The sequence below is a fragment of the Shinella yambaruensis genome, assembly GCF_022899355.1.
Lineage (GTDB): Bacteria > Pseudomonadota > Alphaproteobacteria > Rhizobiales > Rhizobiaceae > Shinella > Shinella yambaruensis.
On record NZ_JALJCK010000021.1, the window covers coordinates 15,732 to 40,223 of the forward strand.

General features: G+C 67.3%; 25 protein-coding genes. 9 read left to right on the top strand and 16 right to left on the bottom strand.

Annotated features, from left to right (window positions below; translation table 11 throughout):
* Window positions 1–2 precede the first annotated feature (2 nt).
* The 3 genes from MUU56_RS30445 to MUU56_RS30455 form a co-directional block, all read right to left on the bottom strand.
* Entirely contained in the window at window positions 3–2,219 is a 2,217-nt protein-coding gene (locus MUU56_RS30445) for an RNA degradosome polyphosphate kinase (RefSeq protein WP_245082274.1), read from the bottom strand.
* 472 nt (window positions 2,220–2,691) lie between these two features.
* Window positions 2,692–3,378, bottom strand: a complete 687-nt coding sequence (hdaA, locus tag MUU56_RS30450) for a DnaA regulatory inactivator HdaA (RefSeq protein WP_245082277.1) — start codon at window positions 3,376–3,378, stop codon at window positions 2,692–2,694.
* Window positions 3,379–3,458: 80 nt separating this feature from the next.
* Window positions 3,459–4,577 carry an AI-2E family transporter gene (locus MUU56_RS30455; RefSeq protein WP_245082280.1) on the bottom strand — a complete coding sequence of 373 codons (1,119 nt, stop codon included), beginning with the start codon at window positions 4,575–4,577 and terminating at the stop codon, window positions 3,459–3,461.
* Window positions 4,578–5,018: 441 nt separating this feature from the next.
* Here MUU56_RS30455 and purM point away from each other — a divergent pair, with 441 nt between their 5' ends.
* Window positions 5,019–6,092 (top strand): phosphoribosylformylglycinamidine cyclo-ligase, encoded by a 1,074-nt coding sequence (gene purM / locus MUU56_RS30460; RefSeq protein ID WP_245082282.1) that lies wholly within the window; start codon window positions 5,019–5,021, stop codon window positions 6,090–6,092.
* On the top strand, window positions 6,089–6,754 hold the full coding sequence (gene purN, locus MUU56_RS30465) for a phosphoribosylglycinamide formyltransferase (protein WP_245082284.1): 666 nt from the start codon (window positions 6,089–6,091) through the stop codon (window positions 6,752–6,754). Before purM ends, purN begins: the two co-directional genes overlap by 4 nt.
* Before the next feature lie 266 nt (window positions 6,755–7,020).
* Here the strand turns inward: purN and MUU56_RS30470 are convergent, their stop codons facing one another.
* Window positions 7,021–7,773 carry a L,D-transpeptidase gene (locus MUU56_RS30470; RefSeq protein WP_245082286.1) on the bottom strand — a complete coding sequence of 251 codons (753 nt, stop codon included), beginning with the start codon at window positions 7,771–7,773 and terminating at the stop codon, window positions 7,021–7,023.
* Window positions 7,774–8,044: 271 nt separating this feature from the next.
* Here MUU56_RS30470 and MUU56_RS30475 point away from each other — a divergent pair, with 271 nt between their 5' ends.
* Both MUU56_RS30475 and MUU56_RS30480 read left to right on the top strand, forming a co-directional pair.
* A complete protein-coding gene (locus tag MUU56_RS30475; RefSeq protein ID WP_245082288.1) occupies window positions 8,045–9,004 on the top strand; it encodes a glutathione S-transferase family protein in 960 nt (319 codons plus the stop codon).
* A gap of 88 nt (window positions 9,005–9,092) precedes the next feature.
* A complete protein-coding gene (locus MUU56_RS30480) occupies window positions 9,093–9,380 on the top strand; it encodes a hypothetical protein (RefSeq protein ID WP_245082289.1) in 288 nt (95 codons plus the stop codon).
* Here MUU56_RS30480 and MUU56_RS30485 read toward each other — a convergent pair.
* The 4 genes from MUU56_RS30485 to MUU56_RS30500 form a co-directional block, all read right to left on the bottom strand.
* Window positions 9,377–11,002: a cisplatin damage response ATP-dependent DNA ligase gene (locus MUU56_RS30485; protein WP_245082293.1), complete on the bottom strand. Its 1,626-nt coding sequence runs from the start codon at window positions 11,000–11,002 to the stop codon at window positions 9,377–9,379. The genes MUU56_RS30480 and MUU56_RS30485 overlap by 4 nt on opposite strands.
* Before the next feature lie 258 nt (window positions 11,003–11,260).
* Window positions 11,261–12,271 (bottom strand): ligase-associated DNA damage response exonuclease, encoded by a 1,011-nt coding sequence (locus MUU56_RS30490; protein ID WP_245082296.1) that lies wholly within the window; start codon window positions 12,269–12,271, stop codon window positions 11,261–11,263.
* A gap of 252 nt (window positions 12,272–12,523) precedes the next feature.
* On the bottom strand, window positions 12,524–12,970 hold the full coding sequence (locus tag MUU56_RS30495; RefSeq protein ID WP_245082299.1) for a MarR family winged helix-turn-helix transcriptional regulator: 447 nt from the start codon (window positions 12,968–12,970) through the stop codon (window positions 12,524–12,526).
* A gap of 63 nt (window positions 12,971–13,033) precedes the next feature.
* Entirely contained in the window at window positions 13,034–15,334 is a 2,301-nt protein-coding gene (locus tag MUU56_RS30500; protein WP_245082302.1) for a putative bifunctional diguanylate cyclase/phosphodiesterase, read from the bottom strand.
* 232 nt (window positions 15,335–15,566) lie between these two features.
* Between MUU56_RS30500 and MUU56_RS30505 the strand changes: the two genes are divergently transcribed.
* A complete protein-coding gene (locus MUU56_RS30505; RefSeq protein ID WP_245082305.1) occupies window positions 15,567–16,934 on the top strand; it encodes a TIGR03808 family TAT-translocated repetitive protein in 1,368 nt (455 codons plus the stop codon).
* 102 nt (window positions 16,935–17,036) lie between these two features.
* Here the strand turns inward: MUU56_RS30505 and MUU56_RS30510 are convergent, their stop codons facing one another.
* From MUU56_RS30510 to MUU56_RS30520, 3 genes are all read right to left on the bottom strand, one after another.
* Entirely contained in the window at window positions 17,037–17,537 is a 501-nt protein-coding gene (locus MUU56_RS30510; RefSeq protein WP_245082308.1) for a copper chaperone PCu(A)C, read from the bottom strand.
* A 26-nt stretch (window positions 17,538–17,563) separates the two neighbouring features.
* The gene (locus tag MUU56_RS30515; RefSeq protein ID WP_398432548.1) at window positions 17,564–18,943 is read right to left on the bottom strand and encodes a PepSY-associated TM helix domain-containing protein; all 1,380 of its coding nucleotides are present in this window, start codon (window positions 18,941–18,943) and stop codon (window positions 17,564–17,566) included.
* Window positions 18,944–19,015: 72 nt separating this feature from the next.
* Window positions 19,016–19,399: a hypothetical protein gene (locus MUU56_RS30520; protein ID WP_245082315.1), complete on the bottom strand. Its 384-nt coding sequence runs from the start codon at window positions 19,397–19,399 to the stop codon at window positions 19,016–19,018.
* A gap of 254 nt (window positions 19,400–19,653) precedes the next feature.
* On the opposite strand from MUU56_RS30520, the gene MUU56_RS30525 reads away from it, so the two are divergent.
* Window positions 19,654–20,313, top strand: a complete 660-nt coding sequence (locus tag MUU56_RS30525) for a glutathione S-transferase family protein (protein ID WP_245082318.1) — start codon at window positions 19,654–19,656, stop codon at window positions 20,311–20,313.
* Here the strand turns inward: MUU56_RS30525 and MUU56_RS30530 are convergent.
* Window positions 20,273–21,214 carry a LysR substrate-binding domain-containing protein gene (locus MUU56_RS30530; protein WP_245082321.1) on the bottom strand — a complete coding sequence of 314 codons (942 nt, stop codon included), beginning with the start codon at window positions 21,212–21,214 and terminating at the stop codon, window positions 20,273–20,275. The genes MUU56_RS30525 and MUU56_RS30530 overlap by 41 nt on opposite strands.
* Before the next feature lie 103 nt (window positions 21,215–21,317).
* On the opposite strand from MUU56_RS30530, the gene MUU56_RS30535 reads away from it, so the two are divergent.
* On the top strand, window positions 21,318–21,512 hold the full coding sequence (locus tag MUU56_RS30535; protein ID WP_245082323.1) for a hypothetical protein: 195 nt from the start codon (window positions 21,318–21,320) through the stop codon (window positions 21,510–21,512).
* Between the two features lie 58 nt (window positions 21,513–21,570).
* On the top strand, window positions 21,571–21,933 hold the full coding sequence (locus tag MUU56_RS30540) for an MmcQ/YjbR family DNA-binding protein (protein WP_245082325.1): 363 nt from the start codon (window positions 21,571–21,573) through the stop codon (window positions 21,931–21,933).
* A 222-nt stretch (window positions 21,934–22,155) separates the two neighbouring features.
* Here the strand turns inward: MUU56_RS30540 and MUU56_RS30545 are convergent, their stop codons facing one another.
* Both MUU56_RS30545 and MUU56_RS30550 read right to left on the bottom strand, forming a co-directional pair.
* Entirely contained in the window at window positions 22,156–22,551 is a 396-nt protein-coding gene (locus MUU56_RS30545) for a VOC family protein (RefSeq protein ID WP_245082327.1), read from the bottom strand.
* 105 nt (window positions 22,552–22,656) lie between these two features.
* Entirely contained in the window at window positions 22,657–23,022 is a 366-nt protein-coding gene (locus MUU56_RS30550; protein ID WP_245082328.1) for a DUF4406 domain-containing protein, read from the bottom strand.
* 101 nt (window positions 23,023–23,123) lie between these two features.
* Here MUU56_RS30550 and MUU56_RS30555 point away from each other — a divergent pair, with 101 nt between their 5' ends.
* On the top strand, window positions 23,124–23,879 hold the full coding sequence (locus MUU56_RS30555; protein WP_245082330.1) for a DeoR/GlpR family DNA-binding transcription regulator: 756 nt from the start codon (window positions 23,124–23,126) through the stop codon (window positions 23,877–23,879).
* On the opposite strand, the gene MUU56_RS30560 is transcribed toward MUU56_RS30555, so the two are convergent.
* Window positions 23,880–24,203 (bottom strand): HigA family addiction module antitoxin, encoded by a 324-nt coding sequence (locus MUU56_RS30560; protein WP_245082331.1) that lies wholly within the window; start codon window positions 24,201–24,203, stop codon window positions 23,880–23,882.
* Window positions 24,175–24,459, bottom strand: a complete 285-nt coding sequence (locus tag MUU56_RS30565; RefSeq protein WP_245082332.1) for a type II toxin-antitoxin system RelE/ParE family toxin — start codon at window positions 24,457–24,459, stop codon at window positions 24,175–24,177. The genes MUU56_RS30560 and MUU56_RS30565 overlap by 29 nt, the downstream gene beginning before the upstream one ends.
* Window positions 24,460–24,492 lie beyond the last annotated feature (33 nt).

The window sequence follows — 24,492 nt, forward strand, 5'->3', positions numbered from 1 at the left end:
GTTTACTTCTTCCGGCGGCCTTGCCAGCCCGCGATCGCCTTCGGTGCGCTGGACTTCAGGGCCTCACCCCGGCCGGACAGGCTGGGATTGGTCATGAAGTAGTGCTGAGCGTTGAACGGCTCGGCACCGGGCTGCACTTCCATGCGCCGGGACGTTCCGTCCGCAAGAATCTCGTAGCTCTGCTGGTTATCGATGAGATTGCCCAGCATGATCTGCGAGAGAACCTGCTCATGCACCGTCCGGTTGATCAAGGGCACGAGTGTCTCGACTCGCCGGTCCAGGTTGCGCGGCATCATGTCCGCGGAGCTTATATAGACCAGCGCCTTGTCCGAGGGAAGCCCGTGGCCGTTGCCGAAGCAGAAGATACGGGAATGTTCGAGGAAGCGGCCGACGATGGACTTGACGCGGATATTGTCGGAAAGGCCGGGAACCCGCGGACGCAGGCAGCAGATGCCGCGCACGACGAGGTCGATTTCCACGCCCGCCTGGCTCGCGCGGTAGAGCGCGTCGATGATGTCGGGATCGACCAGCGAGTTCATCTTCATCCAGATCGCCGCCGGCGCGCCGTTCTTCGCATGGGCGATCTCCTCCTCGATGTGGCGGAGAATGCGCGGGCGCAGCGTATAGGGCGAGAAGGCGAGCTTCATGCCGGCCTCCGGTTCGCCGTAGCCGGTGATGAAGTTGAAGATGTTCGCCATGTCGCTGGCGATGGTCGGGTTGCAGGTGAAGAAGGAAAGGTCGGTGTAGATCTTCGCCGTGATCGGGTGGTAGTTGCCCGTGCCGAGGTGGCAGTAGGTGCGCAGCTTGCCCTCCTCGCGGCGCACGACCATCGACATCTTGGCATGGGTCTTCAGTTCGATGAAACCGAAGACGACCTGCACGCCGGCGCGCTCCAGGTCGCGCGCCCAGCGGATGTTCGCCTCCTCGTCGAAGCGGGCCTTCAATTCCACCAGCGCCGTCACCGACTTGCCGGCCTCGGCCGCGTCGATCAGCGCGCGCACGATCGGACTGTCGTTGGAGGTGCGGTAGAGCGTCTGCTTTATCGCCAGAACGTCAGGATCGCGCGCAGCCTGGAGAAGGAACTGGACCACCACGTCGAAGCTTTCGTAGGGGTGGTGGACGACCATGTCCTTTTCGCGGATGGCGGCGAAGCAGTCTCCGGCGTGTTCGCGGACGCGTTCGGGAAATCGGGCATTGTAGGGCTCGAACCGAAGATCGTCGCGCGGCGCCTTGGCGATTTCCGACAGCGTGTTGAGGGCGAGAAGGCCGGGCAGGACGGCGACGCGGTTGTCCGGCACGCCGAGTTCGCCGACGACGAAGCGGCGCAGCGATTCGGGCATTTCCGAATCGGTCTCGATGCGGATGACCGAACCGCGGCGGCGGCGCTTCAGCGCCGTCTCGAAGAAGCGCACGAGGTCTTCGGCCTCTTCCTCCACCTCGATATCGCTGTCGCGGATGATGCGGAAGGTGCCCGAGCCGCGCACGATGTAGCCGGGGAAGAGCTTGCCGATGAAGAGGCCGACGACATCCTCCAGCGTGATATAGCGGATCGCGCCCTTGGCGTCGGGCAGGCGGATGAAGCGGTCGAGTGCCACCGGCAGGCGCAGCAGCGCCGTCATCGGCTCCTTGCCCGTCGTGCTTTCCAGCTGCAGGCCGATCGAGAAGCCGAGATTGGGGATGAACGGGAACGGGTGCGCCGGGTCGATGGAGAGCGGCGTCAGCACGGGGAAGATCGACTGGGTGAATTCCTGCTGCAGCCAGACCTTGTCGTCGCTGGTGAGCGCGGTCGGGCGGACGATCAGGATATCCTCCTTGGCGAGGTACTGCTGGAGCACCGCAAGCGAGGCCTGCTGCTCCATCTGCAGATTGTCGATCTCCTTGAGGATATCGTCGAGCTGCTCGGCCGAGGTCTTGCCGTCGGGGCTGCGGATGCCGACGCCCTGGCGCACCTGGCCCTCGAGGCCGGCGACGCGCACCATGAAGAACTCGTCGAGGTTGCCGGCCGAGATCGACAGGAAGCGCACGCGCTCCAGGAGCGGATGGGCGGTGTTCAGCGTTTCCTCGAGCACGCGGCGATTGAACTGCAGCCAGGAGAATTCGCGGTTGATGAAGCGTTCGGGGCTTGCCATCAGGGCCGCGACATCGGCGCTCGCCCCTTCCGGCGGCGGCACCTGCTCGACAGGCTTTTCCTGCGCATGTTCCGAAGTCGCTGTATCCATTGGAGAGTCCGCCCCACTTTGCCGCCAGATCGGCCGCATGCTTTCCACGCGGGTTCGGACGGAAACCGATTTCCACTTTTCCCCGAACCGCTTAGCGCAGTTTGACGACGGAACTGTGACAGTCAATCCGGGGTCGGTGGAATTCGCCGAGCAATCGCCGGATGTTCCTTCTGGCAGGCAGGCCATCCCGCCCTGAGGACAAGACAATCACCTGTCGTGGAATGCGGCATCGCCGCTCTCCCCTTCTCCCTCGCGGGGAGAAGGTGGCCCGAAGGGTCGGATGAGGGGGTGGCTCGGATCGAGCTTTTGCACCATCGCCACCCCCCTCATCCGCCTGCCGGCACCTTCTCCCCGCGGGGGAGAAGGGGATGGGGCGACGGTTTCCCTCCATGGGCGATAGCCCTGCCCCTTGAGGGGGAGATGACCGGCAGGCCAGAGGGGGATCACCGGATGCCGGCTTGAACTCTCCGGCTCACTCCTCGCCGCCGACCATTTCGCCGAGCACTTCCTGCGCCAGCGTGCGGGTGATCCGGCTGCCGCGGGCGAGCGCCAGCCGGTCGAGGCGTTCGACGAGCGTCTGGGCGGCCTCCAGCGAGCGCTCCATGCGCGCGACGATATAGGCGACGAGCCTTTCGTCGACGAAGAGCTGGCGGTCGGCGAAGAGCTTTATGATGACCTGCGAGAGCAGTTCGTCGTCCGGCTCGCCGATCTCCACCACCGTCGCGGCCTTCAGGCGCGAGCGCAGGTCCGCCAGCTCGACCGGCCAGGACATCGGCCACAGCCGGCTGGTGATCAGCAGCGTGTGGCCGTGCTGGCGCACATTGTTGATGATGTGGAAGAGCGCGCGGTCGTCGAAACCGGCGCGGTCGGCGTCCTCGATGAGCACGGGGCCGCGCTCGGCGGCCGCCTCGGCGCCCCTGCCCGCCTTCGCCTCGATGATCTCGGCACCCGCCTTCTCGCGCCAGATGGCGGCAAGGTGCGACTTTCCCGAGCCGACGGGGCCTGCGATGACGACGACGGGCGAAGGCCAGTGCGGCCAGGCGTCGATCATCGCCACGGCGGCATTGACCGGCTCGGCGACCAGAAGGTCGTCACGCCCCGTCGCGGGGTCGTGCCCGAAGGCCAGCGGCAACTGTTCGGCTGTCTTGCGCGATGTCATGGTGCTACTCGGATACCAACTCTTCGTTCTGGCGCAAGTCCGGGCGGACGCCGCTCCGCCTGGCGCGGCCTTGCCGCCGGTCATTCCTCCGGCGTGCTCTCTTCGAGCAGGACGGGCTTGCTCGCCCCATAATAAAGGTCGCTGTCAAGGTAACGCTGCAGGCCGAAGCGGACAAGCACGCCGACGGCGGCGGCCGCCGGCACGGCGATCATCAGGCCGACGAAGCCGAAGAGCGCGCCGAAGGCGACCAGCGCGAACATCAGCCAGACCGGATGCAGGCCGACGCGCGAGCCGACGAGCTTGGGCTGCAGGATGTTGCCCTCGACGAACTGGCCGGCGAAGAAGATGACGGCGACAAGCACGACCATCCAGTAGTCCGGCCAGAACTGCACGACGGCGACGCCCACCGCCAGCACCAGGCCGACCAGCGAGCCGACATAGGGGATGAAGCTGATGAGGCCGGCGAAGAGGCCGATCAGCAGGCCGAAATTGAGGCCGGCGAAGGAGAGCCCGACGCCGTAGAACAGGCCGAGGATGATGCAGATGGAGCCCTGCCCGCGCACGAAGCCGGCAATCGCCGCGTCCATTTCGGTCGCGATCTGGCGCACGTTGGCGACATGGTCGCGCGGCACCCAGCTGTCCACCTTGGCGATCATGCGGTCCCAGTCGAGCAGGAGATAGAAGGCGACGACCGGCGTGATGACGAGCAGCGAGACGATGTTGACCAGCGCCATGCCGGAGTTCCAGAGCTGCTTGAACACCGTGCCGAGGAAGCCCGCGCCTTCGGCGAGGATGGAGGAAAAGCTCTGCTTGATCGTGCCCATCTGGCTGCTGACCCAGGTGGGCAGCAGGTCGGGGTTGAAGCTCGCCACCAGCTCCTGCAGCTGGGTGACGTAGCCCGGCAGCTTCTCCAGGAAATCCGCCGCCTGCGTGGCCAGCAGCGGGATGACGATCATCAGGGACAGCGCGAAGAGGATGATGAAGGCGATGAGGATGACCACCGTCGCCATCAGCCGGCTGAGGCCCCAGCGCTCAAGCCGGTCGGCGACCGGATCGAGGAAATAGGCGAGCGCCATGCCGGCGATGAAGGGCAGCAGGATATCGCTGAACACCAGAAGGAAGATGAGGAGGAAGCCGAGCGCGATGAGCCAGAAGACCACCTGCCGCTTCAGTCCCGCGCCGCTGATATGGGCTGCCATCGCGCTCTTTCCTTGTGTCACCGTGTTGCTTGAGGAGATAGGATGCGGGGACGAGGAAGGTCAAGGCTCGGCGGGGTGGTGGGGGAATGCAGCGGTGTTTTCCTCGGTTTCCCCATAGTTTGGGTGAGTTTGTGGCTCACCCCCCTCTGCCCTGCCGGGCATCTCCCCCACAAGGAGGGAGATCGGAAGGAAGCGCGAACCTTGCCCGAACTGCACCGTTAATGAGGGGCGAAACGATGCTCCATCCAATCTCCCCCCTTGTGGGGGAGATGCCCGGCAGGGCAGAGGGGGGTGTCCGCGGCAACCCGCTTTCATTCGCAAACCGGTGAAAAAATCCCCGCATTCCCGGCATTCCGCTTGCACTTCATCCCCCGCCATGCCAATCGGGCGCGACAAGCGCCAAGCAGGCCTCAAGCGGGCCTCAAGCCGGAGACGAGAGCCATGAGCCAGTCGGGAAAGAACGGTCTGACCTATAGCGATGCGGGCGTCGACATCGACGCGGGCAACCTGATGGTGGAGAAGATCAAGCCGGCCGTGCGCTCGACGCGCCGCCCGGGCGCCGATGGCGAGATCGGCGGCTTCGGCGGCCTGTTCGACCTCAAGGCGGCGGGCTTCACCGATCCCGTCCTCGTCGCCGCCAATGATGGCGTCGGCACCAAGCTGAAGATCGCCATCGACGCGAACCGCCACGACACGGTCGGCATCGACCTCGTCGCCATGTGCGTCAACGACCTCGTGGTGCAGGGTGCCGAACCCCTCTTCTTCCTCGACTATTTCGCCACCGGCAAGCTCGACCCCGACCAGGGCGCGGCGATCGTCGAAGGCATCGCCGAAGGCTGCCGCCAGGCCGGCTGCGCGCTCATCGGCGGCGAGACGGCGGAAATGCCGGGCATGTATTCGCACGGCGACTACGACCTTGCCGGCTTTGCCGTCGGCGCCGCCGAACGCGGCCGGCTCCTGCCCTCGGGCGATATCGCCGAGGGCGACGTCATCCTCGGCCTTTCCTCCTCGGGCGTGCATTCCAACGGCTATTCGCTGGTGCGCAAGATCGTGACGCTCTCGGGTCTCGCCTGGGACGCGCCCGCGCCGTTCGACGCTGAAAAGAGCCTCGGCGAGGCGCTGCTGACGCCGACGAAGATCTATGTGAAGCCGCTCCTGAAAGCGATCCGCGAGACCGGTTCCATCAAGGCGCTGGCGCATATCACCGGCGGCGGCTTCCCGGAAAACATTCCGCGCGTGCTGCCGAAGCATCTCGCCGCCGAGATCGACCTTGCCGCCGTCAAGGCGCCGGCCGTGTTCTCCTGGCTTGCAAAGACGGGCGGCGTGGCGGCGACGGAAATGCTGCGCACCTTCAACTGCGGCGTCGGCATGATCGCCGTCGTTCCCGCCGACAAGGCCGACGAGGTCGCCGCTGTCCTCATCCGCGAGGGCGAAACCGTCTTCCGCCTCGGCCGCATGGTCGCGCGCGAAGAGGGCGCCGCCGGCACGATCTACAAGGGCACGCTCGCCCTATGAGCGGAACCCGCAAGCGCGTCGTCGCCTTCATCTCCGGCGGCGGCTCCAACATGCTGGCTTTGGCGAAGGCCGCCGAGGACCCGGACTTCCCGGCGGAGATCGTCGCCGTGTTCTCCGACAAGGCGGAGGCCGGCGGGCTGGCCAGGGCGGAGGCGCTCGCCATTCCGGCCCGCGCCTTCCTGCGCAGGGATTTCGCCAGCAAGGAGGCCCACGAGGCGGCCATCATCGAGGCGCTCGACGCGCTCTCGCCCGACCTCATCTGCCTTGCCGGCTACATGCGCCTGATCTCCGGCGCCTTCGTCAGCCGCTATGAAGGCCGCATCCTCAACATCCACCCATCCCTCCTGCCGCTCTTCCCCGGCCTCAACACGCACCAGCGCGCCCTCGACGCGGGCATGCGCATCGCCGGCTGCACGGTGCATTTCGTGACCGAGGGCATGGACGAAGGCCCGGCCATCGTGCAGGCCGCGGTTCCCGTCCTGCCGGACGACACGGCCGGGACGCTCGCCGCGCGCGTTCTGACGGTCGAGCATCTGAGCTATCCGCTGGCGCTGCGGCTCGTCGCGGAGGGCAAGGTGCGGATGCAGGGCGGCAAGGCCGTCGCCACCGGCGACCTGCCGCGGCTTGACGGCGCCCACCTGATCTCGCCGGCGGCGGGCTAGGGCGCATACCCCACAAGGGGGCTACTCATATGAAGTTCGACGATGCCGCACATCCCCTTCTCCCCCGCGGGGAGAAGGTGGCCCGAAGGGTCGGATGAGGGGGTGGCTCGGATCGAGCCTTTGCGCCTTCGCCATCCCCCTCATCCGCCTGCCGGCACCTTCTCCCCGCGGGGGAGAAGGAAAAGGAGGCAACGGGTTTCCTTCCATATGCGACAGTCCTGCCCTTGTGGGGAGATGCCCGGCAGGGCAGAGGGGGGTGTCCCGCCTCAGATCACCAGGATCGGCGCCTTGCCCTTCACGCGATCGTAGAGATCGATGACATCCTGGTTCAGCATGCGCACGCAGCCGGAGGAGACGGCCTTGCCGATGGACTTCCATTCCGGCGAGCCGTGCAGGCGGTAGAGCGTGTCCTCGCCGTTCTGGAAGATGTAGAGCGCGCGCGCGCCGAGCGGGTTGTTGAGGCCGCCGGGCATGCCGCCGTTGGCGGCGGAGTATTTGACGAGTTCGGGCTGGCGCGCAACCATCTCGTCCGGCGGCGTCCATTTCGGCCAGGCCTGCTTCCACTGGATGACGCCGCGGCCCGACCAGGAAAAGCCCTGCCGGCCGATGCCGACGCCATAGCGCATGGCACGGCCGTTCGGCAGGATGAGGTAGAGGAAGCGGTTGCCTGTGTCGACGATGATCGTGCCGGGTCGCTCGCCGAACGGGCTTTCGACCTCCTGTCGGTAGTAGCGCGCGTCGATCTGCTGGTAGGGCACCGCCGGCACCTGATAGCCGCCGTCGAAGACCGGACCGTAGATCGAGGCGTAGTAGGACGATTCCGGCAGGAGCCCGCTCGGCGGCCGGGCGCCCTCGATATATTCCGGCCGGCCCTCCAGCGCGGGATTGCGGAAATAGGGCCGGGTCTCGTAGCGGAACCGGTCCGTATTCATCGAGGAGGTGCAGCCGGCCAGGCCGCTTGCCATGGCAAGCCCGGTGAACTGTAGGAAGCGGCGGCGGGAGAGCGCGGTGTCGGTCATGGAGATCGTCAAAATCCGTTGTGCGGAAACGTAGAATGGGGCGAGAGGCTGAATCACTAACTAACGAGCGGCAAATTAGGTCCATAACCCTGCCACAATTGTGGCAATTGCGGCTGGCCTCAGGCTTGCGCGCCCGCTTTTCGCCGCCCTGTCGCCGCCCGGCCACGGCGGGGCCGCTTTGTGAACGCTGTGTCAATCGCCGGGAGAATTGCCGTTTTCGCGCGCGCGGATTATCCCGGACGGCAACTTCAACCGAAACGAGGGGAACGCGATGCTCGTCGACGGCAAATGGACGGAAGACTGGCAGCCCGTCCAGGCGAAGGACGCCAAGGGCGGCTTCGTGCGGCAGGTTTCGAGCTTCCGCAACTGGGTGACGCCCGACGGCCGCGCCGGCCCGACGGGCGACGGCGGCTTTGCGGCCGAGACCGGGCGCTACCAGCTCTATGTCGCGCTGATCTGCCCCTGGGCCTCGCGCACGCTGATCGCCCGCAAGCTGAAGAAGCTCGACGGCGTGATCTCCGTCTCTGTCGTCGAGCCGGCGCTGACCGACCAGGGCTGGCGCTTCGGCGACTATCCGGGCGCAAACCGCGACGACCTCAACGGCGCGACCTACATGCACGAGCTCTATACCCGCGCCGACCCCACCTTCACCGGCCGCGCCACCGTGCCGGTGCTCTGGGACAAGGTGCTGAGGACGATCGTCAACAACGAATCCGCCGACATCATACGCATGCTGAACAGCGGCTTCGGCGCGCTGGCGGATGAAAGCGTCGACCTCTATCCGCAGGCCCTGCGCGGCGAGATCGACATGCTCAACGAACGTATCTATCCCGCGCTCAACAACGGCGTCTACCGCGCCGGCTTCGCCACCACGCAGGTCGCCTACGAGGAGGCCTTCCACGGCGTCTTCGCCATGCTGGACGAGCTGGAGGCACGCCTTGCCGCCGGCGGACCATTCCTCACCGGCACGGCCTTCACGGAGGCCGACATCCGCCTCTTCGTCACCCTCGTCCGCTTCGATGCCGCCTATCACGGCCTCTTCAAGTGCAACCTGCGGCGGCTTGCCGACTATGCGGCGCTCTCGGCCTATGCGAAGCGCGTGCTAGACCTGCCGGGCGTGCGCGAGACGGTCAGCATCGACCATATCAAGCACGGCTACCATTCGATCAAGTCGCTGAACCCGAACGGCATCGTGCCGCTCGGACCGGATCTTTCGGCGCTGGGGCTTTGAGATGCCGCTTGTGGCGTGGGCAGGAATAGCCCTTGGTCTTCTGGTCACTGTCCCTGAAGCCTGGCGGCTCCATCGACGATACGGGATTTTGCTGGCCGGTCTGGCCTGGCCATTCCTGTCGGCGATCGTCGCAGCCTGGGTCTTTGCGGCAACGGTGAACCACTACAATTTCGGCTCCCCGCACATCCCGATCTACTTCCACGTCTGGCATCTTGTGATGATCGTCGCCGCGCCGGCTGTCGCCGTTGTCGTTCTCGGCCGAAAATACACGTTCTCGGCCGGTATCATCGTCGGCGGTGCACTGCTCGCCTTCACCTTCTTCTTCTGGGTTTCGATGCTCTTCGGATACGGCACGAGCAGTGCTACCGGCAGCTAGCCCTCCTTCGCCTCCACCATCGCCATCAGCGTCTCCAGCCGGTCGGCGTCGGCGGGCAGCTTGTCCTGGCGCAGGCGGGCGATGCGGGGGAAGCGCATGGCGACGCCGGATTTGTGGCGGGTGGAGCGGTTGATGCCCTCGAAGGCGACCTCCAGCACGAAGCCGTAGCCGGGCTCGGCCCTGACGGCGCGCACGGGGCCGAAACGGTCGGTCGTGTTGTTGCGCACATAGCGGTCGAGCACTTCGAGCTCGGCGTCGGTGAAACCGAAATAGGCCTTTCCGACGGGCACCAGCAGGGGACCGTCAGGGCCATCGGTCCACACGCCGAAGGTGAAGTCGGAATAGTAACTCGAGCGCTTGCCGTGGCCGCGCTGGGCATACATCATGACGGCGTCGATGTTGAAGGGATCGCGCTTCCACTTGAACCACGGGCCCTTCATGCGGCCGGCCTGGTAGGGGCTGTCGAGCCGCTTGAGCATCACCCCCTCGATGACCGGATCGGGCGGATCGCGGCGGATCGTCTCCAGTTCGGCCCAGGAGCCGAAGGGCACCAGCGGCGACAGGTCGAAACGGTCGTGCGGCGCCTTCTCGATCATTTCGCCGAGGCGGGCGCGGCGGTCGGAAAAGCTTTCGGGGCGCACATCCGCCTCGCCTTCGAACAGCACGTCATAGGCGCGCACGAAGGCGGGATAGTCCTCCAGCATGCGCGCGGTGACGGTCTTGCGGTTGAGGCGCTGCTGGAGATCGGAGAAGGTGCGCGTCGGGCTGTTCATGCGCGCCGTGCCGCCGACGAGCAGCTCGCCGTCCACCACGCCCTCGAAATTGATCGCCTCCAGCACATCCGGGAAGGCGGCGGAGATGTCGTCGCCGGAGCGGGAATAGAGGCGGCGCGTGCTGCCTGCCGCGGAGAGTTGCACGCGAATGCCGTCCCATTTCCATTCGGCGGCGAAATCGGCCGGGTCGAGCGCGTCGAGATCCCCCTCGCCCACCGGATTGGCGAGCATGACGGAATGGAAGATGGCGGGGGTGGCGAGCACCGGGCGGTCCGCCCGGCCCTCCAGCCAGGCGAAGAGCGGCTCGTAGGGCGGCGACAGCCCGTGCCACAGCGTCTCGATCTCCACGACATCCCTGCCGGAGAAATCGGCCAGCGCCTGCTTGGCGAGGCGGGCGGAGACGCCGATGCGCAGGCCGCCGGTCGCAAGCTTGAGGAAGGCGAAGCGGGCGGAGGGATCGAGCCGGTCGAGGAGATCGCGCACCGCACCGCGCACCTCCGTACGGCCGAGCGCGTTCATGCGGGAAACGACGGCGCCGAGCCGGGGCTGCGCTTCATCCGGCACGCGCTCCTTGCGCTCCTCGTCCCAGACGAGCGCGATGGTTTCCGCAAGGTCGCCGACATAGTCGTAGGAATAGCGGAACAGCACCTCGTCCATGCGCTCCAGCACGAGCTCGCGCAAGAGCGCCGGCTTGACGCTCTTCAAGTCCAGCGTGCCGGCAATGGCGGCAAGGCCGTAGCCGCGGTCGGGATCGGGCGTGTCGCGGAAATAATCGGCGAGCAGCGTCAGCTTGCCGTTGCGCGAAGGGGTGAGGACGAGGCGGTCGAGGAGCGTGGCGAAGGCTCTCATGGGGAGTGCCTTCCGGCTGGGTGCGATGGGTTTGTGGTCAGGGCGTGCATTGTGGCCCCCCCCTCTGCCCTGCCGGGCATCTCCCCCTCAAGGGGGGAGATTGGATGGAGCAACGTTTTGCCCATCGCTGGCGCTGCTGATCGAGCAAGGCTCCTGCTTCTTGCCGATCTCCCCCCTGTGGGGGAGATGCCCGGCAGGGCAGAGGGGGGTGTTGCGGCCCCGAAGACGGAACCGGCGAAGGACAAGCGGGCTGCATCCTCAATCCCCCTCATCCTCATAGCCGACGAGATGCAGCGGCCTGGCCGGGATGCCTGCGAGTTCGCACCAGCGCACCAGCGCCTCCTCGCGGCCATGCGTCACCCAGACCTCGCGCGGCGCGAGCTCGCGGATCGTCCCGGTCAGTTCCGGCCAGTCGCAATGGTCGGAGATGACGAGCGGCAGCTCGACGCCGCCCTGCTTGGCGCGCTGGCGCACCATCATCCAGCCGGAGGCGAAGGCGACGAGCGGCTCGTTGAAGCGGCGCGCCCAGCGGTCGGCGAAGGCCGAGGGCGGGCCGACAACGACGGCGCCGCGGAAATCGGCGGGGCTGCTTCTCTCCGTCGTGGCGGGACGCAGGTCGCCGAGCGCAATGCCGCGGCTGACATAATAATCGCAGAGACGGGCGAGCGAGCCGTGGATGTAGATCGGCGCGTCATAGCCGCAATCGCGCAAGAGGCGGATGACGCGCTGCGCCTTGCCGAGCGAATAGGCGCCGAGAAGATGGCTGCGCTCGGGGAACTGGCGGAGCGAGGTCAGCAGCTTGCCCATCTCGCCCTTCGGCTCGGGATGATGGAAGACCGGCAGGCCGAAGGTCGCCTCGGTGATGAAGACGTCGCAGGGCACCGGCTCGTAGGGCGTTGCAGTCGGGTCCGCGCCGCGCTTGTAGTCGCCGGAGGCGACGATGGTGAGGCCCCCGCGCTCCACCGCGATCTGCGCCGAACCGAGCACATGGCCGGCGGGATGGAAGGAGACGGTGACGCCGGAAAGATCGATGCGCTCGCCGAAGGCGGCCGCCTGCATGGCGCCGCAGAAATCCGCGCCATAGCGGATACCCATGATGTCGAGCGTCTCGCGCGTCGCCAGCACCGCGCCGTGCCCGGCCCTGGCATGGTCGGAATGGCCGTGGGTGATCAGCGCCCTTGCCACGGGGCGGACGGGATCGATGTAGAAATCGCCGGCAGGGCAATAAAGGCCGGCGGGCGCCGGATGGAGGAGCTGGTCTGGCTTCATGCGGGGGAAGATAGAGGGTTTTGTGCGCGGTGCCAGTGGCAGCCGTCGGCGGCGTGCCGTGCGGGTGGATCCTCGGGTCGAGCCCAAGGATGACGCAAGAAGGGGAGTGAAGGCGAACCGACGCGACGGCTCCCCTGCCGCACCGGTCAATGCGCTTGGAAGCCCCTCCTCCCCACCGTCATCCTCGGGCTCGACCCGAGGATCCACCCGCACGGAACGCTTCAAACGGGGGCTGCCGCGCCGGGCGTCCACTCAGGCGATCGCCAGCATGCCGGCGCGCAGCGCGGCCATGTCGACGGCGGCGAGCTGGCGGTCGATCTTCTCGTGCGTCTCCTTCCAGACCGGGAAGGCCTGCGTCAGCAGGCGGCGCCCCTCGCCCGTCAGGCGCAGGAGCCGGCCGCGCCGGTCGCGCGGGTCGGCCTCGACGGCGACGAGGCCGCGGCGCTCCAGCGGCTTCAGCGCGGCCGTCAGCGTTGTGCGGTCCATGGCGAGCACGGCGGCGACCGGGCCCATCGGCGGCGGCTCCGGGCGGTTCAGCGCCATCAGCAGCGAGAACTGGCCGTTGGTGAGCCCGCAGGGACGCAGGGCATCGTCGAAACGCCGGGCCAGTGCCCGCGCCGCGCGCTGCGCATGCAGGCACAGGCAGGTATCGCGCACGAAGAGGGTCGTCTCGTAGGAAATCAAGGGTTCGTCGGTCATGTCCCTACTGTTGATATCAACATAGTGTTGTCAAGAGCGGAAGGACCCGAACCACAGGGATTATTAGAGATTGGGAATGCAGAGGATCGCCTGGAGGGCGCGGGCGTCGATGGGGCGGGAGAGGTAGTAGCCCTGGATCTCGTCGCAGCCGGCCTCGCGCAGGAAGTCGACCTGCTCGCGCGTCTCCACGCCCTCGGCGATCACCCGCAACTGCAGCGTATGGGCCAGCGAGATGACGGCGCGGGCGATGGCCGCGTCGTCGCCGTCGTCCGGCAGGTCCTGCACGAAGGACCGGTCGATCTTGAGGCGGCCGACGGGGAAACGCTTCAGCGAGGCAAGGCTGGAATAGCCGGTGCCGAAATCGTCGATGGCAAGGTGCACGCCGAGCTTTTCCAGCCGGTGCATGGTCTCCACCGCCTGCTGCACGTCCTGCATGATCAGGCTTTCGGTCAATTCCAGTTCCAGATAGCGCGCCTCCAGCCCGCTTTCGGCGAGGGCGGCGGCGACGCGCTCGACCCAGTCCTTCTCCTGGAACTGGCGGGCCGAGACATTGACGCTGACGACGATGGGCGGCAGGCCGCTCTCCTGCCAGGCCTTGTTCTGCCGGCAGGCGGCGCGCAGCGTCCAGTCGCCGATCGGGCCGATCAGGCCGGTGTCCTCGGCAAGCGGGATGAAATCGCCCGGGCCGATCAGCCCGCGCCCGGGATGGCGCCAGCGGATCAGCGCCTCGACGGCGAAGATGCGCCCGGTCGCAAGGTCCATCTGCGGCTGGTACTGCAGGAAAAGCTCGCCGTGGGCGAGCGCGCGGCGCAGTTCCTCCTGGCGCTCCAGCTTCTCATGCGCCCGGTTGGCCAGCTCGGCGGTGAAGACCTGCATGGCATCGCGGCCGATCTCCTTGGCCCGGTACATGGCGGCGTCCGCACGGGCCAGCAGCTCGGTCGCGTTGCGGCCGTGCTCGGGATAGGCGGCGACGCCCATGCTGCAGGTGACCTGGAAGGAGCGGCCCTCGATGAGCACCGGCTCGGCGATCGCCTCGCGCACCGCGCGCAGCCGGTCCTCCACGCTCTCGCCCTTGCGCATCGCGCCGTTGATGAGCACGACGAACTCGTCGCCGCCGAGGCGCACGATGCTGTCGCTCGCCCGCACGCAGCGCAGCATCCGCGCCGCGACGATCTTCAGCAGCTCGTCTCCGGCATGGTGGCCGAGGCTGTCGTTGACCAGCTTGAAATGATCGAGATCGAGGAAGGCGAGCGTCATGCCGCCGCCGCATTCGTCGGCCGCCTCGATGGCGGAGGCCACGCGCTCGTCGAGCATGCTGCGGTTCGGCAGGCCCGTCAGCGTGTCGTGATGGGCCATGAACTGGATGCTGTCCTCCGCCTCCTTGCGCTCGATGGCGATGCCGGCAATGTGCGTCGCCATGCCGACCAGCTTCAGGCATTCGGCCGTCGGCTCGCCGGGACTGCGCGAATAGAGCGCGAAGGAGCCGAGCACCTTGCCCTGGTAGGAATGGATCGGCGAGGACCAGCAGGCGCGGAAGCCGTAGGGCGCGACGAGCGCCTTGGCGTCCTCCCAGAGCGGATCGGTCTGGATGTCGGAGACGATGACGGGCTCGCCGCGCCACATCGCGGTGCCGCAGGAACCGACCTTCGGGCCGATCTCGATCCCCTCGATCAACTGGCTGTAGGCGGGGTCGAGATTGGGCGCGGCACCGTTGAGGATATGCTTGCCATCGGCCGCGAGCATCAGGATCGAGCCGGTGACTTCCGGCACATGCGCCTCGATCAGCAGGATGAGGGAGGAGAAGACGTCGACCAGCGGCGCGCCGAGCGCGATCATCTTCAACAGATGCGCCTGGCCGACATGCAGGCTCTCGGAACGCTTGCGCTCGGTGATGTCGCGCGAGACGCCGACGAGGCCGATCACGTCGCCCTCGGCACTGCGCACCGGCAGCTTCGAGGTGAGCAGCCATTTGAGCCTGCCCGCGGAATCGCGGATCAGCTCCTCCATGTCGAGCATGGGACGGCCGGTGCGGATGATCTCCTGCTCGGTCTCGAAGAAGCCGCGGGCGACATGTTCGGGGTGGATGTCGAAATCGGAGAGGCCCTCCAGGCTTTCCAGCCCCTCGCGGCGGTTGTCGTCGACGATCGCCCGGTTGGCGACGACGAAGCGGCTGTTCCTGTCCTTGAAGAAGAGGTAGTCCGGCACCTCGTCGATCATCGCTTCGAGCCAGATCGTGCGCTCGCCCTGCGCGGAGGCGAGCGGAAAGAGCCGCGTCGCCTCGCAGATCAGGCGCTGGCCGGCGGACATCAATCGTGCCGTTGCATCGACCTCTTCGTTGTCAAGGTGAGACAGTTTCGTCGACATGAACCCCTGCAATTTCCAAGCGCAAGGAAGGGCGCTGTCAGCCGCCTCCCTTTCGGAATGCCCGATGGTACACCTAGAGTCGTTATCCAACCCTAAAGGAAACCGGCGAAATGCTGTCGATCCGGGCCTTACCGCCCCTCTGCGGCAACCTTGGCGCGCAGCATCCGGCTGTTCCGTTCCGGCACAAAACCATCTGGCACGCTTCCTGCTCCCTGACGGGCAAGGAGCTTTCATGGTTAGCAGACGGTTATTTCTCTCGGGCCTCGGCCTTGGCGCGGCGGGCATCCCCCCGGCACTCGCCCGCACGCAGCGGCTGCCGGTCGTCGATGTCGATCTCCGGGGCAGCATCGACGCCTCGGCGCACGGCATCCGCCCCGGCGCGGACGACCGCAGGAGCAAGGCCTTCGCCAAGCTGCTGAAGGAGGCGGCGGCGAAGAACATGCCCGTCTTCCTGCCGCCGGGCGACTATGCCGTCTCCAACATCACGCTGCCCGACAATACGCGCCTCACCGGCGTGCCGGGCGCCACCCGCATCGTCTATGGCGGCGACGGCCACCTCTTCGCCGCCGACGGCGCGGGCCGGATCGAGCTTGCCAACCTCGTCATCGACGGGGCGAACCGCTGGCTCGGCGATACGGTCGACGGCCTCGTACATTTCAGCAATGTCGCCAATGTGACGATCGAGAACTGCGAGATCCAGGGCTCCTCCAAGACGGCGGTCAGCCTGCAGCGCTGCGGCGGGCGCATCGAGCGCAGCCGGCTTTCGGGCGCTGCGGAATACGCGCTCTATGCCGTGGAGAGCCGCGACCTGTCGGTCACCGGCAACCACGTCTTCGACTGCGGCAATGGCGGCATCCTGATCCACCGCTGGGAGAAGGGCCACGACGGCACGATCGTCTCGGGCAACCGCATCGCCCGCATTTCCGCCACCAGCGGCGGCACCGGCCAATACGGCAACGGCATCAACGTCTTCCGTGCCGACGCGGTGATGATCGGCAACAACCATGTTTCCGGCTGCGCCTTTTCCGCCATCCGCGCCAATGCAGGTTCGAACGTGCAGATATCCGGCAATACCTGTCTCGACAGCGGCGAGGCTGCGATCTATTCCGAATTCGGCTTCGAGGGCGCGCTCGTCAACGGCAACCTCGTCGACGGCGCCGCCAGCGGCATCCTCATCGTCAATTTCGACGAGGGCGGGCGGCTTGCGACCGTCACCGGCAACGTGGTGCGCAACCTCCGGCTCGAAGGCCCCTATATCCACGACGGCGCGGGCTTCGGCATCGGCATCGCAGTGGAGGCCGATACGGTCGTCTCGGGCAATACCGTGGAGAACGCCCCGAAATGGGGGCTGATGCTCGGCTGGGGACCCTATATGCGCGGCCTCGTCGTCAACGGCAACCTGGTGCGCCGCAGCCCGGTCGGCTGCGCCGTGACCGTCGTGGAGGAGGCAGGCTCGGCCCTCATCTCCGGCAACATCTTCGAGGACACCCCGAACGGCGCGATTGCCGGCTACCGCTGGAACGAGCGCACCACCGGGGACCTCGCGAGGGATGGCTCGACCTTCGCGCACCTGACGATCGAACGGAACCGGACGGGCTGAGCCCGTCCCGAAACGCGTCTCTTCTTCCTGCCCGAACGGAGAGGCGCCATGGTGGATGAGGGGGCAGCGCCGCATCGCTCCCTCATCCGCTGATCCCGGGCCTCAGCCGCCGTGGCCGCCGTGGCCGGCAGCAGCGCCGTTGCCCTGCCCGGCGCCGGGCCTGGCGGCCCCGATCGTGAAATCCACGTCGATCGCGCCGGCCTTCTCGAAGGTCAGCGTCGCCTTGAATTTCTCCCCTTCCTTGAAGGGGTGCTTGATGCGCATGAACATGACATGCAGCCCGCCGGACTTCAGCTCGACCGTGGCGCCGGCCGGGATCTCGATGCCGTCCGGCAGCTGGCGCATCTTCATCACGTCGTTTTCGACGGCCATCTCGTGCAGCTGCACGTCGTCGGACACGTCCGGCGCGGTGATGGAGACGAGGCGGTCGGCCTCGGTGCCCTTGTTGGTGATGGTCATGAAGCCGCCGCCGACCGGCTGGCCGGGCAGCGTCGCCCGGGAGGCCGGGTGGTCGATCTCCAGGCTGCCGAGGGTGAAGTCGTGGGCGAAGGCGGCCGAGGCCGAGAGCGCCAGGGCGACGAAGGAGGCGAGAATGCGTTTCATGGAAAAAATCCTTTCTGGCTTTGCGTTCAGGAAAAGAGGCGCCGCAGCGGCGGCACGAGGCGGATGACGAACTGGTCGAGGAGGATCATGGCGAGGATTGTGAGGCCCGTCAGCGGGAAGAGCACGCCGAAGATGGCGGCGATCGCCCACAGGCCGAGATAGATGCGCCCCCCGCGCGGGCCGGGCGGCACGCCGATGCGGCCCTTCGGCCGGCGCTTCCACCACATGACGACGGCCGACAGGCTCATCGCGATGACGACGAGGCAGGTCGCAAGCATCAGGAGCTGGTTGAAGAGGCCCCATTCCTGCCCCTTGTGCACGTTGATGCCCCATTCGATCAGCTTGCCCGTCGCCGGATAGTCGGCATAGGCGGTGTCGACGAGGCGCTCGCCGGTATACTGGTCGATATGCAGCGTGCGCTCGTATTGCAGGTCGGCGGGATAGATCGCCGCCGTGTAGACGCCGGTCTCGCCTGCGGACGGCGAAAGGTCGTAGCCGGGCAGCATGCCCGCGGCATTGGCGATCGTCACGGCATTGTCGAGGCCGATGGGCGGCAGCGCCACCTGCCCCTCGCCCGGCGGCGTCGAGGCCGGCACCGGCGCGTTCTCCATCAGCCAGGCGGTCTTCGGCAGGACATCGCTGGTGACAAGCATGGAATGCGGCACCCGGTCCCACAGCTCGGCCGGATAGCCCATGCCGTTCGCCGTGAGATAGCCGTTGACCTTGCTGCCCCAGAAGCCGGTCCACAACAGGCCGCTGAAGGCGAGGAACAGGATGAGCACGCTGGCGAAGATGCCGGTGACGGCATGAAGATCGCGCCAGAAGACGCGCCTTGCCGGCGTGCCCCGCACGCTGACGACGCCGCCCGTCTGGCTGCGCGGCCACCAGAGATAGATGCCGGTGAGCACGAGCACGACGGCAAAGCCGGCGACGACCTCGATGATGCGCTCCCAGGCGGTGCCGAAATAATCGAGGCTGTGCAGGTCCTCCACGACCTGGTTGAACTCCTCCTTCGCGCCGACCGTGTCCAGGACGGCGCCGTCATAGGGATCGACGAAGACCAGCACCTTGCCGGCCCCGGTGGAGACCGTCACGCGGGCGGAGCGGTCCGCGCCGGCCGGCGTGCGGTAGGAGGAGAGCGTTCCGCCCGGCACGGCGGCGACGGCCTTCTCCACGATGGCCGAGGGCGGCAGTTCGGCGCCGCCGACCGTGACATAGTTGCGGTAGCGGAAGAGGCTGGCGTCGATCTCGTCGTTGAACAGATAGAGCCCGCCGGTGACGGCAAGGCTGATCATGAAGGGCACGGCGAGCAGGCCGGCGAAGAAGTGCCATCGCCAGATGGCGCGGTAGAGGCGCTGCGCGAGCGCGGAGGGCTGGGCGGCGGCAACGGCCGGCGCATCGGAAATCACGGACATGCAAGGGTCCTGTCAGGCTGGATTTTCGGCACACGGCGGCGAACCGGCGTGCGGGCGCAACAATCAGGCGGACAGGAAGGGAGGCGCGCGGGGTGGCGCGCCGGGACGCTCGCGCCGCGGGCGCAACGCCTCCTCGACGAGGGGGAGCGCGGCAAGGCGGCGGAAGGCGAGCACGGCGCCGTCGAGATCGGCCGGCGCCGGCATCAGCATGGCGCTGCCGATGCGGCAGGCCTCGCACTTCACCGGCCCCACATGCTTGGCCTTGCCGCCCACCATGTCGTTGAGGCAGATGTCCGGCAGGGTGCCGTCGGGAAGCACGTATTGCGTGAGTTCCAGCGCCGTCGGCGCGGTGGCCGAGGCCGGCTGGTGGGCAAAACCGACGAACAGCAGGGCGACCGCGCAGAGAATGCGCAGGCAGGCGGCCCAGCGTGTTATGCGTCCTGTCATCGGTCGTCCTCATCCGCGATCGGCGGACCCTTCGCCCTTAGCCCCACGCCGGCGGCAGGTCAATGCGACAAGCAGGCCCGAGGCCATCACGACAATTCATGGATCGATCAGGCCGGCGCCCTACCGCTTTGCCGACCCGCCGCCTATGGTGCCGCCAAGGCCCCGGCAGTCTCGCCCTCTTCTAGCCGAGGGATTGCCGCGGCTCTTTGTTCTGACGCAAGCCCGCGCCCGGCCGGGCACTCCAGGGAGGATCCATGCTCACCATCTACGGCGTCCACCGCTCGCGCGCCTCGCGCAACTACTGGCTTGCCGGCGAACTCGGCCTGCCTTTCGCCAGCGTGCCGGTCATCCAGGCCCGCCGCCTCGACGATCCGCTGGCGGCCGATGCGTCGCTCAACACCCGCTCGCCGGATTTCCTCGCCGTCAACCCGACCGGCCTGATCCCCTGCATCGACGACGGCGGCTTCGTGATGACGGAATCGCTGGCGATCAACCTCTACCTCGCCCGCAAGCATGGCGGCCCGCTTGCCGGCCGGACGGTGACGGAAGAGGCGGAAATGCTGCAATGGACGATGTGGGCGGCGACGGAGGTGGAGCCGCATGCGGTGAAGATCATCCTGGCGCTCGACACCAGGGTCGCCGAGAGCGAACAGGGCCGCCTCGCCATCCGGGGCGCCGCCAAGGCGCTGAAGACGAGCTTCCAGCGGCTCGACGCCCATCTTGCCGCCACCGGCCATATCGTCGGCGACCGCTTCACCGTCGCCGACCTCAACCTCGCGGAGGTCTTCCGCTATGCCATGAGCGAGCCGCAGCTCTTCGACGCGGCGCCGAACGTCAAGGCCTGGCTTGCGGCCTGCCAGGCGCGCCCGGCCTTCAAGGCGATGATGGCGGCACGGCTTTGCGAGCCGGAATGACCGCGCCGGCAAAGCCGTCCTCGTCCTCGGCCAGCGCCGCACGCAGCCAGCGCTTGAACAGCGACACCTTGCGCGGCTCCGGCACGCCCGGGGCCGTCACGAAGTAATAGCCCATGCCGGTCTCGACCCGGATGGGGAACGGCGCGACGAGCCGCCCCTCCTTCAGCGCCCAGGAGGCGAGCACCGGATAGGCGAGCAGCACCCCCTGCCCCGCCAGCGCCGCGTCAAGGCAGAGCGAGGCATCGGAAAAGACATGCCGCGCCTTGGGCGGCGGCACGGCGAAACCGGCGAGCGCCAGCCAGCGCTCCCAGGTGAAGGCGTCGTTGCCGTCGACCACGGCCGGCTGCTCGGACAGGTCCCGCGGCGTCCTTATCCCCGCCGCCAGCGCCGGCGCACAGACCGGGAAGACGACCTGCGGCACAAGGAATTCCGTCGCCACATCCGGCCAGGTGCCGGGGCCGACGCGGATACAGAGGTCGACATCGGAACGCGCCAGATCGACCAGCGTCGTCGTCGCCTCGATGCGCAGGCTGATATCGGGATGGGCGGCGGCGAAGCGGTCGATGCGGTGGATGAGCCAGCGCGAGGCGAAGATCGGCGCGACGGAAATCGTCAGGATCGCATCGTCGCGGCGCTGCGTGGCGGCGACCGCCTCGGAAAGCTGGCCGAAGCCGGCCGAAAGCCGCGCGAGGAACGGGGCGCCGAAGGCCGTCCGCTGCAGGCCCCGCGCGGTACGCTCGAAGATCGCCCGGCCGAGCTGCCCCTCCGCCTTGATGACCTGCTGGCTCACCGCGCCGACCGTCACGCCGAGCTCCTCCGCCGCCGCCTGCAGCGAGCCGAGCCGGCCCACCGCCTCCAGCGCGCGCAGGCCGTTGAGATGCACGCGATTGAGATTTCTCATATAGGTTTTCTATACCGATATCCTGAACTACTCGATTGCCGAAACGGCCTCGTGGCGCGATTATCAGCCATAACCTATGGTAACGAACCGCAAGGAGAAGGCAATGTTCAAGATTTTCTCCAGGGTGTCCGAGGCGCTGCGCGCCGAGGCCGACGCTGCGGAGACCCCCGTCTGGCTGCGCGATCCGCTGGCCCATCCCGAGATCGAGACGATGGATTCGCGCGCGCTCGGCGACCTGCCCTTCGGGCTCTTCCGCACCCCGGGGCTCCGGGCCGAGAGCGGCCGCCGGCCGCTCTGATCCTCCCCCTCGCCGTCCTTCCCGGTCCGGTCTATCCTGGCCGGGGAGGATGGCGCGCATGGCTAACGACGAAACCGAAACGCTCCTGGCGCGGCTCCAGCGCCTTGCCGCGGGCCTGCCGGGCGTCGAGACCGGCACGTCCTACGGCACGCCCGCGCTCAAGGTGGCGGGCAAGCTCTTCCTGCGCATCAAGGATGCCGGGACGCTGGTGCTGATGGCGCCGATGGACGAGAAGGAGCGCCTGATCGAGATGGCGCCCGAGATCTACCACGAGACGGACCATTACAAGGGCTGGCCCGCCCTCCTCCTGCGCGCCGCCGTGATCGACGATGGGGAACTGCAGCAGCGGATGGCCGAGGCCTGGCGCCGCAAGGCGCCCGCGCGGCTGCGCAAGCTGGTTGCGGATGGTCCCACGGGATAAGCGCAACGGTGCGTGGTCGCATCGATTGACGAAAAGCCCCTCCTCCCGCTGCCGCGACCGTCTCCCCGCAGTTGAGGAAAAGGGATTACCGCACCGCTTTCCCGAAACGGTGCCATTGCCCAGACATTTCCGCCCGTTCCTTCTCCCCGCCTGCGGGGAGACGGTGCCGGCAGGCGGATGAGGGGCAGGCACGCCAGCCTGCGTGCAGCCCCTCGCCCGCCGTCAGCCGCCCGACTGGTCCATGTGCATGAACTCCCAGACATTGCCGTTCGGATCCTGGAAGGAGCAGCCGTACATCGGGCCGAACTCCATGTTGGGCTTCCATTCGCGCCCGCCGGCGGCGAGCGCCTTCGCCTTGATGTCGTCGACCTCCTGGCGGCTCGCGGCGGAGAGGCAGGTCAGCACCTGCGTCGCGGATTCCGGATCGCCGACCTTGCCCGTGACGAACTGGGCGAACTTCGCCTCCGTCAGGTGCATGACGAAGATGTTGTCGTCCACCACCATGCAGGCGGCGGTCTCGTCGCTGTAGGCCTCGTTGAAGGCAAAGCCGAGCGCGCCGAAGAAGCGGCGGGTCGCGGGCAAGTCCTTGACGGGCAGGTTGACGAAGATCATGCGCATGGAAGTCCTCCTTGATCTGGCATGGTGCGGGCGCCGCCGGCGGCGGATCGCCCGTCATGCCACAGGACGGATCACCTCGCCCCTTCCCGACACGGGCCTGCAAATTTATGCAGCCGCCGCGCAGCCCGGCACATCCTCCAGCCGGTGCCAGACCGGAAGGCCGCGTTCGCGGGCGATGCGCACGTCATTGTCCGCTCCCCTGGACTCCCCCGGCAGGCGCAGCACGCCCTCGCAGAGCTCCAGCAGGCGGTGCGCCGTCGGGTAGAAGATCTCCTCGTGCAGCGCGTCGCCCACCGTCCCGCCCCCGGCGGCGCGCCAGACGGGCAGCGCCACCCACTCGCCGATCATCGGCACATGGCCGGCCTTGAACAGCGCATAGGACGGCGCCTCCAGCCGCTTCAGGTTCTCCGCCATCTTCACGGGATCGTCTCCGGTGCCCGAACGATAGGGGCCTGCAATCAGGATCAGCATGTCTTACTCCTTACGATTGATGCATGAAATATCCGGAATTTTCTGGATATTTCACGAATATTCGTGTAATTTCGTGCAGAGTCAAGACGGAGTGCAAATGCATGCTGACCAGCCAGAGAAAAGCCCTGATCGCCCGGCGCCTCGGCCGCGACGGCGAGATCGTCGCAAAGGCGCTGGCAGCGGAGCTCGATCTGTCGGAGGACACGATCCGGCGTGACCTGCGGGAAATGGCGGCCGACGGCCTGCTCAAGCGCGTGCATGGCGGCGCGCTGCCGCTCTCCCCGCCGCTACCGGATTTTTCGGCGCGCCAGGCGGTCGCGACGGACGAGAAGACCGCGCTCGGCGCCCGGGCGGCGGCGATGGTCGAGCCCGGTCAGGTGGTCTTCCTCGATGGCGGCACGACGACGGCGGCGCTTGCGCGCCTGCTGCCGCGCACCTTCGCCTTCACGGTGGTGACGCACAGCCCGACCATCGCCTGCGAGCTCGAACGCCACCCGACCGCCGAGGTCGTGCTGGTCGGCGGCAGGCTCTACAAACATTCCATGGTGTCGACGGGCGCCCTCGCGCTGGAGACCATACGCGGCCTGAAGGCGGATCTCTATTTCATGGGCGTGACGGCCGCGCATCCGACGCACGGCCTGACCACCGGCGACATGGAGGAAGCCGCCACCAAGCGCACCATCGCCGAAAACGCCGCTGCGACCTGGGTCCCGCTGACGCGGGAAAAGCTCGGCCGCGCCTCGCCCTGGAAGATCCTACCGCTCGCCGCCGCCACCGGCCTCCTCCTGCCGCCCGGCCTCCCGCCGGACACGCTCGCGCCCTACCGGGAGCTGGGCGTGGAGATCATCGAGGGCTGATCAGGCCGCGTCACGCGGAACGATGCGGTCGAGATCCCGGCCGATCTCGCGGCGCTTCTGCATCAGGTCGAACTCGGCCTGAAGACGCAGGAAATAGCCTTCCGACAGGCCGAAATAGCGTGTCAGCCGAAGATCCGTATCCGCAGTGACCTGGCGCTTGCCGAGCACGATCTCGTTGATGCGGCGTGGCGGCACGTGCACTGCCCGGGCGAGCGCATTCTGGCTGATCTCCATCGGCTGCAGGAACTCCTCCAGAAGGATATCGCCGGGATGCGGGTTGGGCAGCAGGTTACCGTCAGTCATGGTAGTCGAGGATGCGGACATGGATGGCATCTCCTTCCGACCAGCCGAAGCAGATGCGCCACTGGTCATTGATCCGGATCGAATAAAGCCCGGCCAGGTTTCCCTTCAAGAGCTCCAGCCGGTTTCCCGGCGGCACGCGCAGGTCCGTCAGGCTGCGTGCGGCATGCAGCATGCGCAGCTTGCGCAACGCGATGGCCTGCATGTCCGCCGGAAGCCGCCGGCTTCGACGGCCGGACCAGATTCGCTCGGTCTCGCGGTCGGCGAAGCTCTTGATCATGCGCCATCATAACGCATGACGTCATAGGGCGTC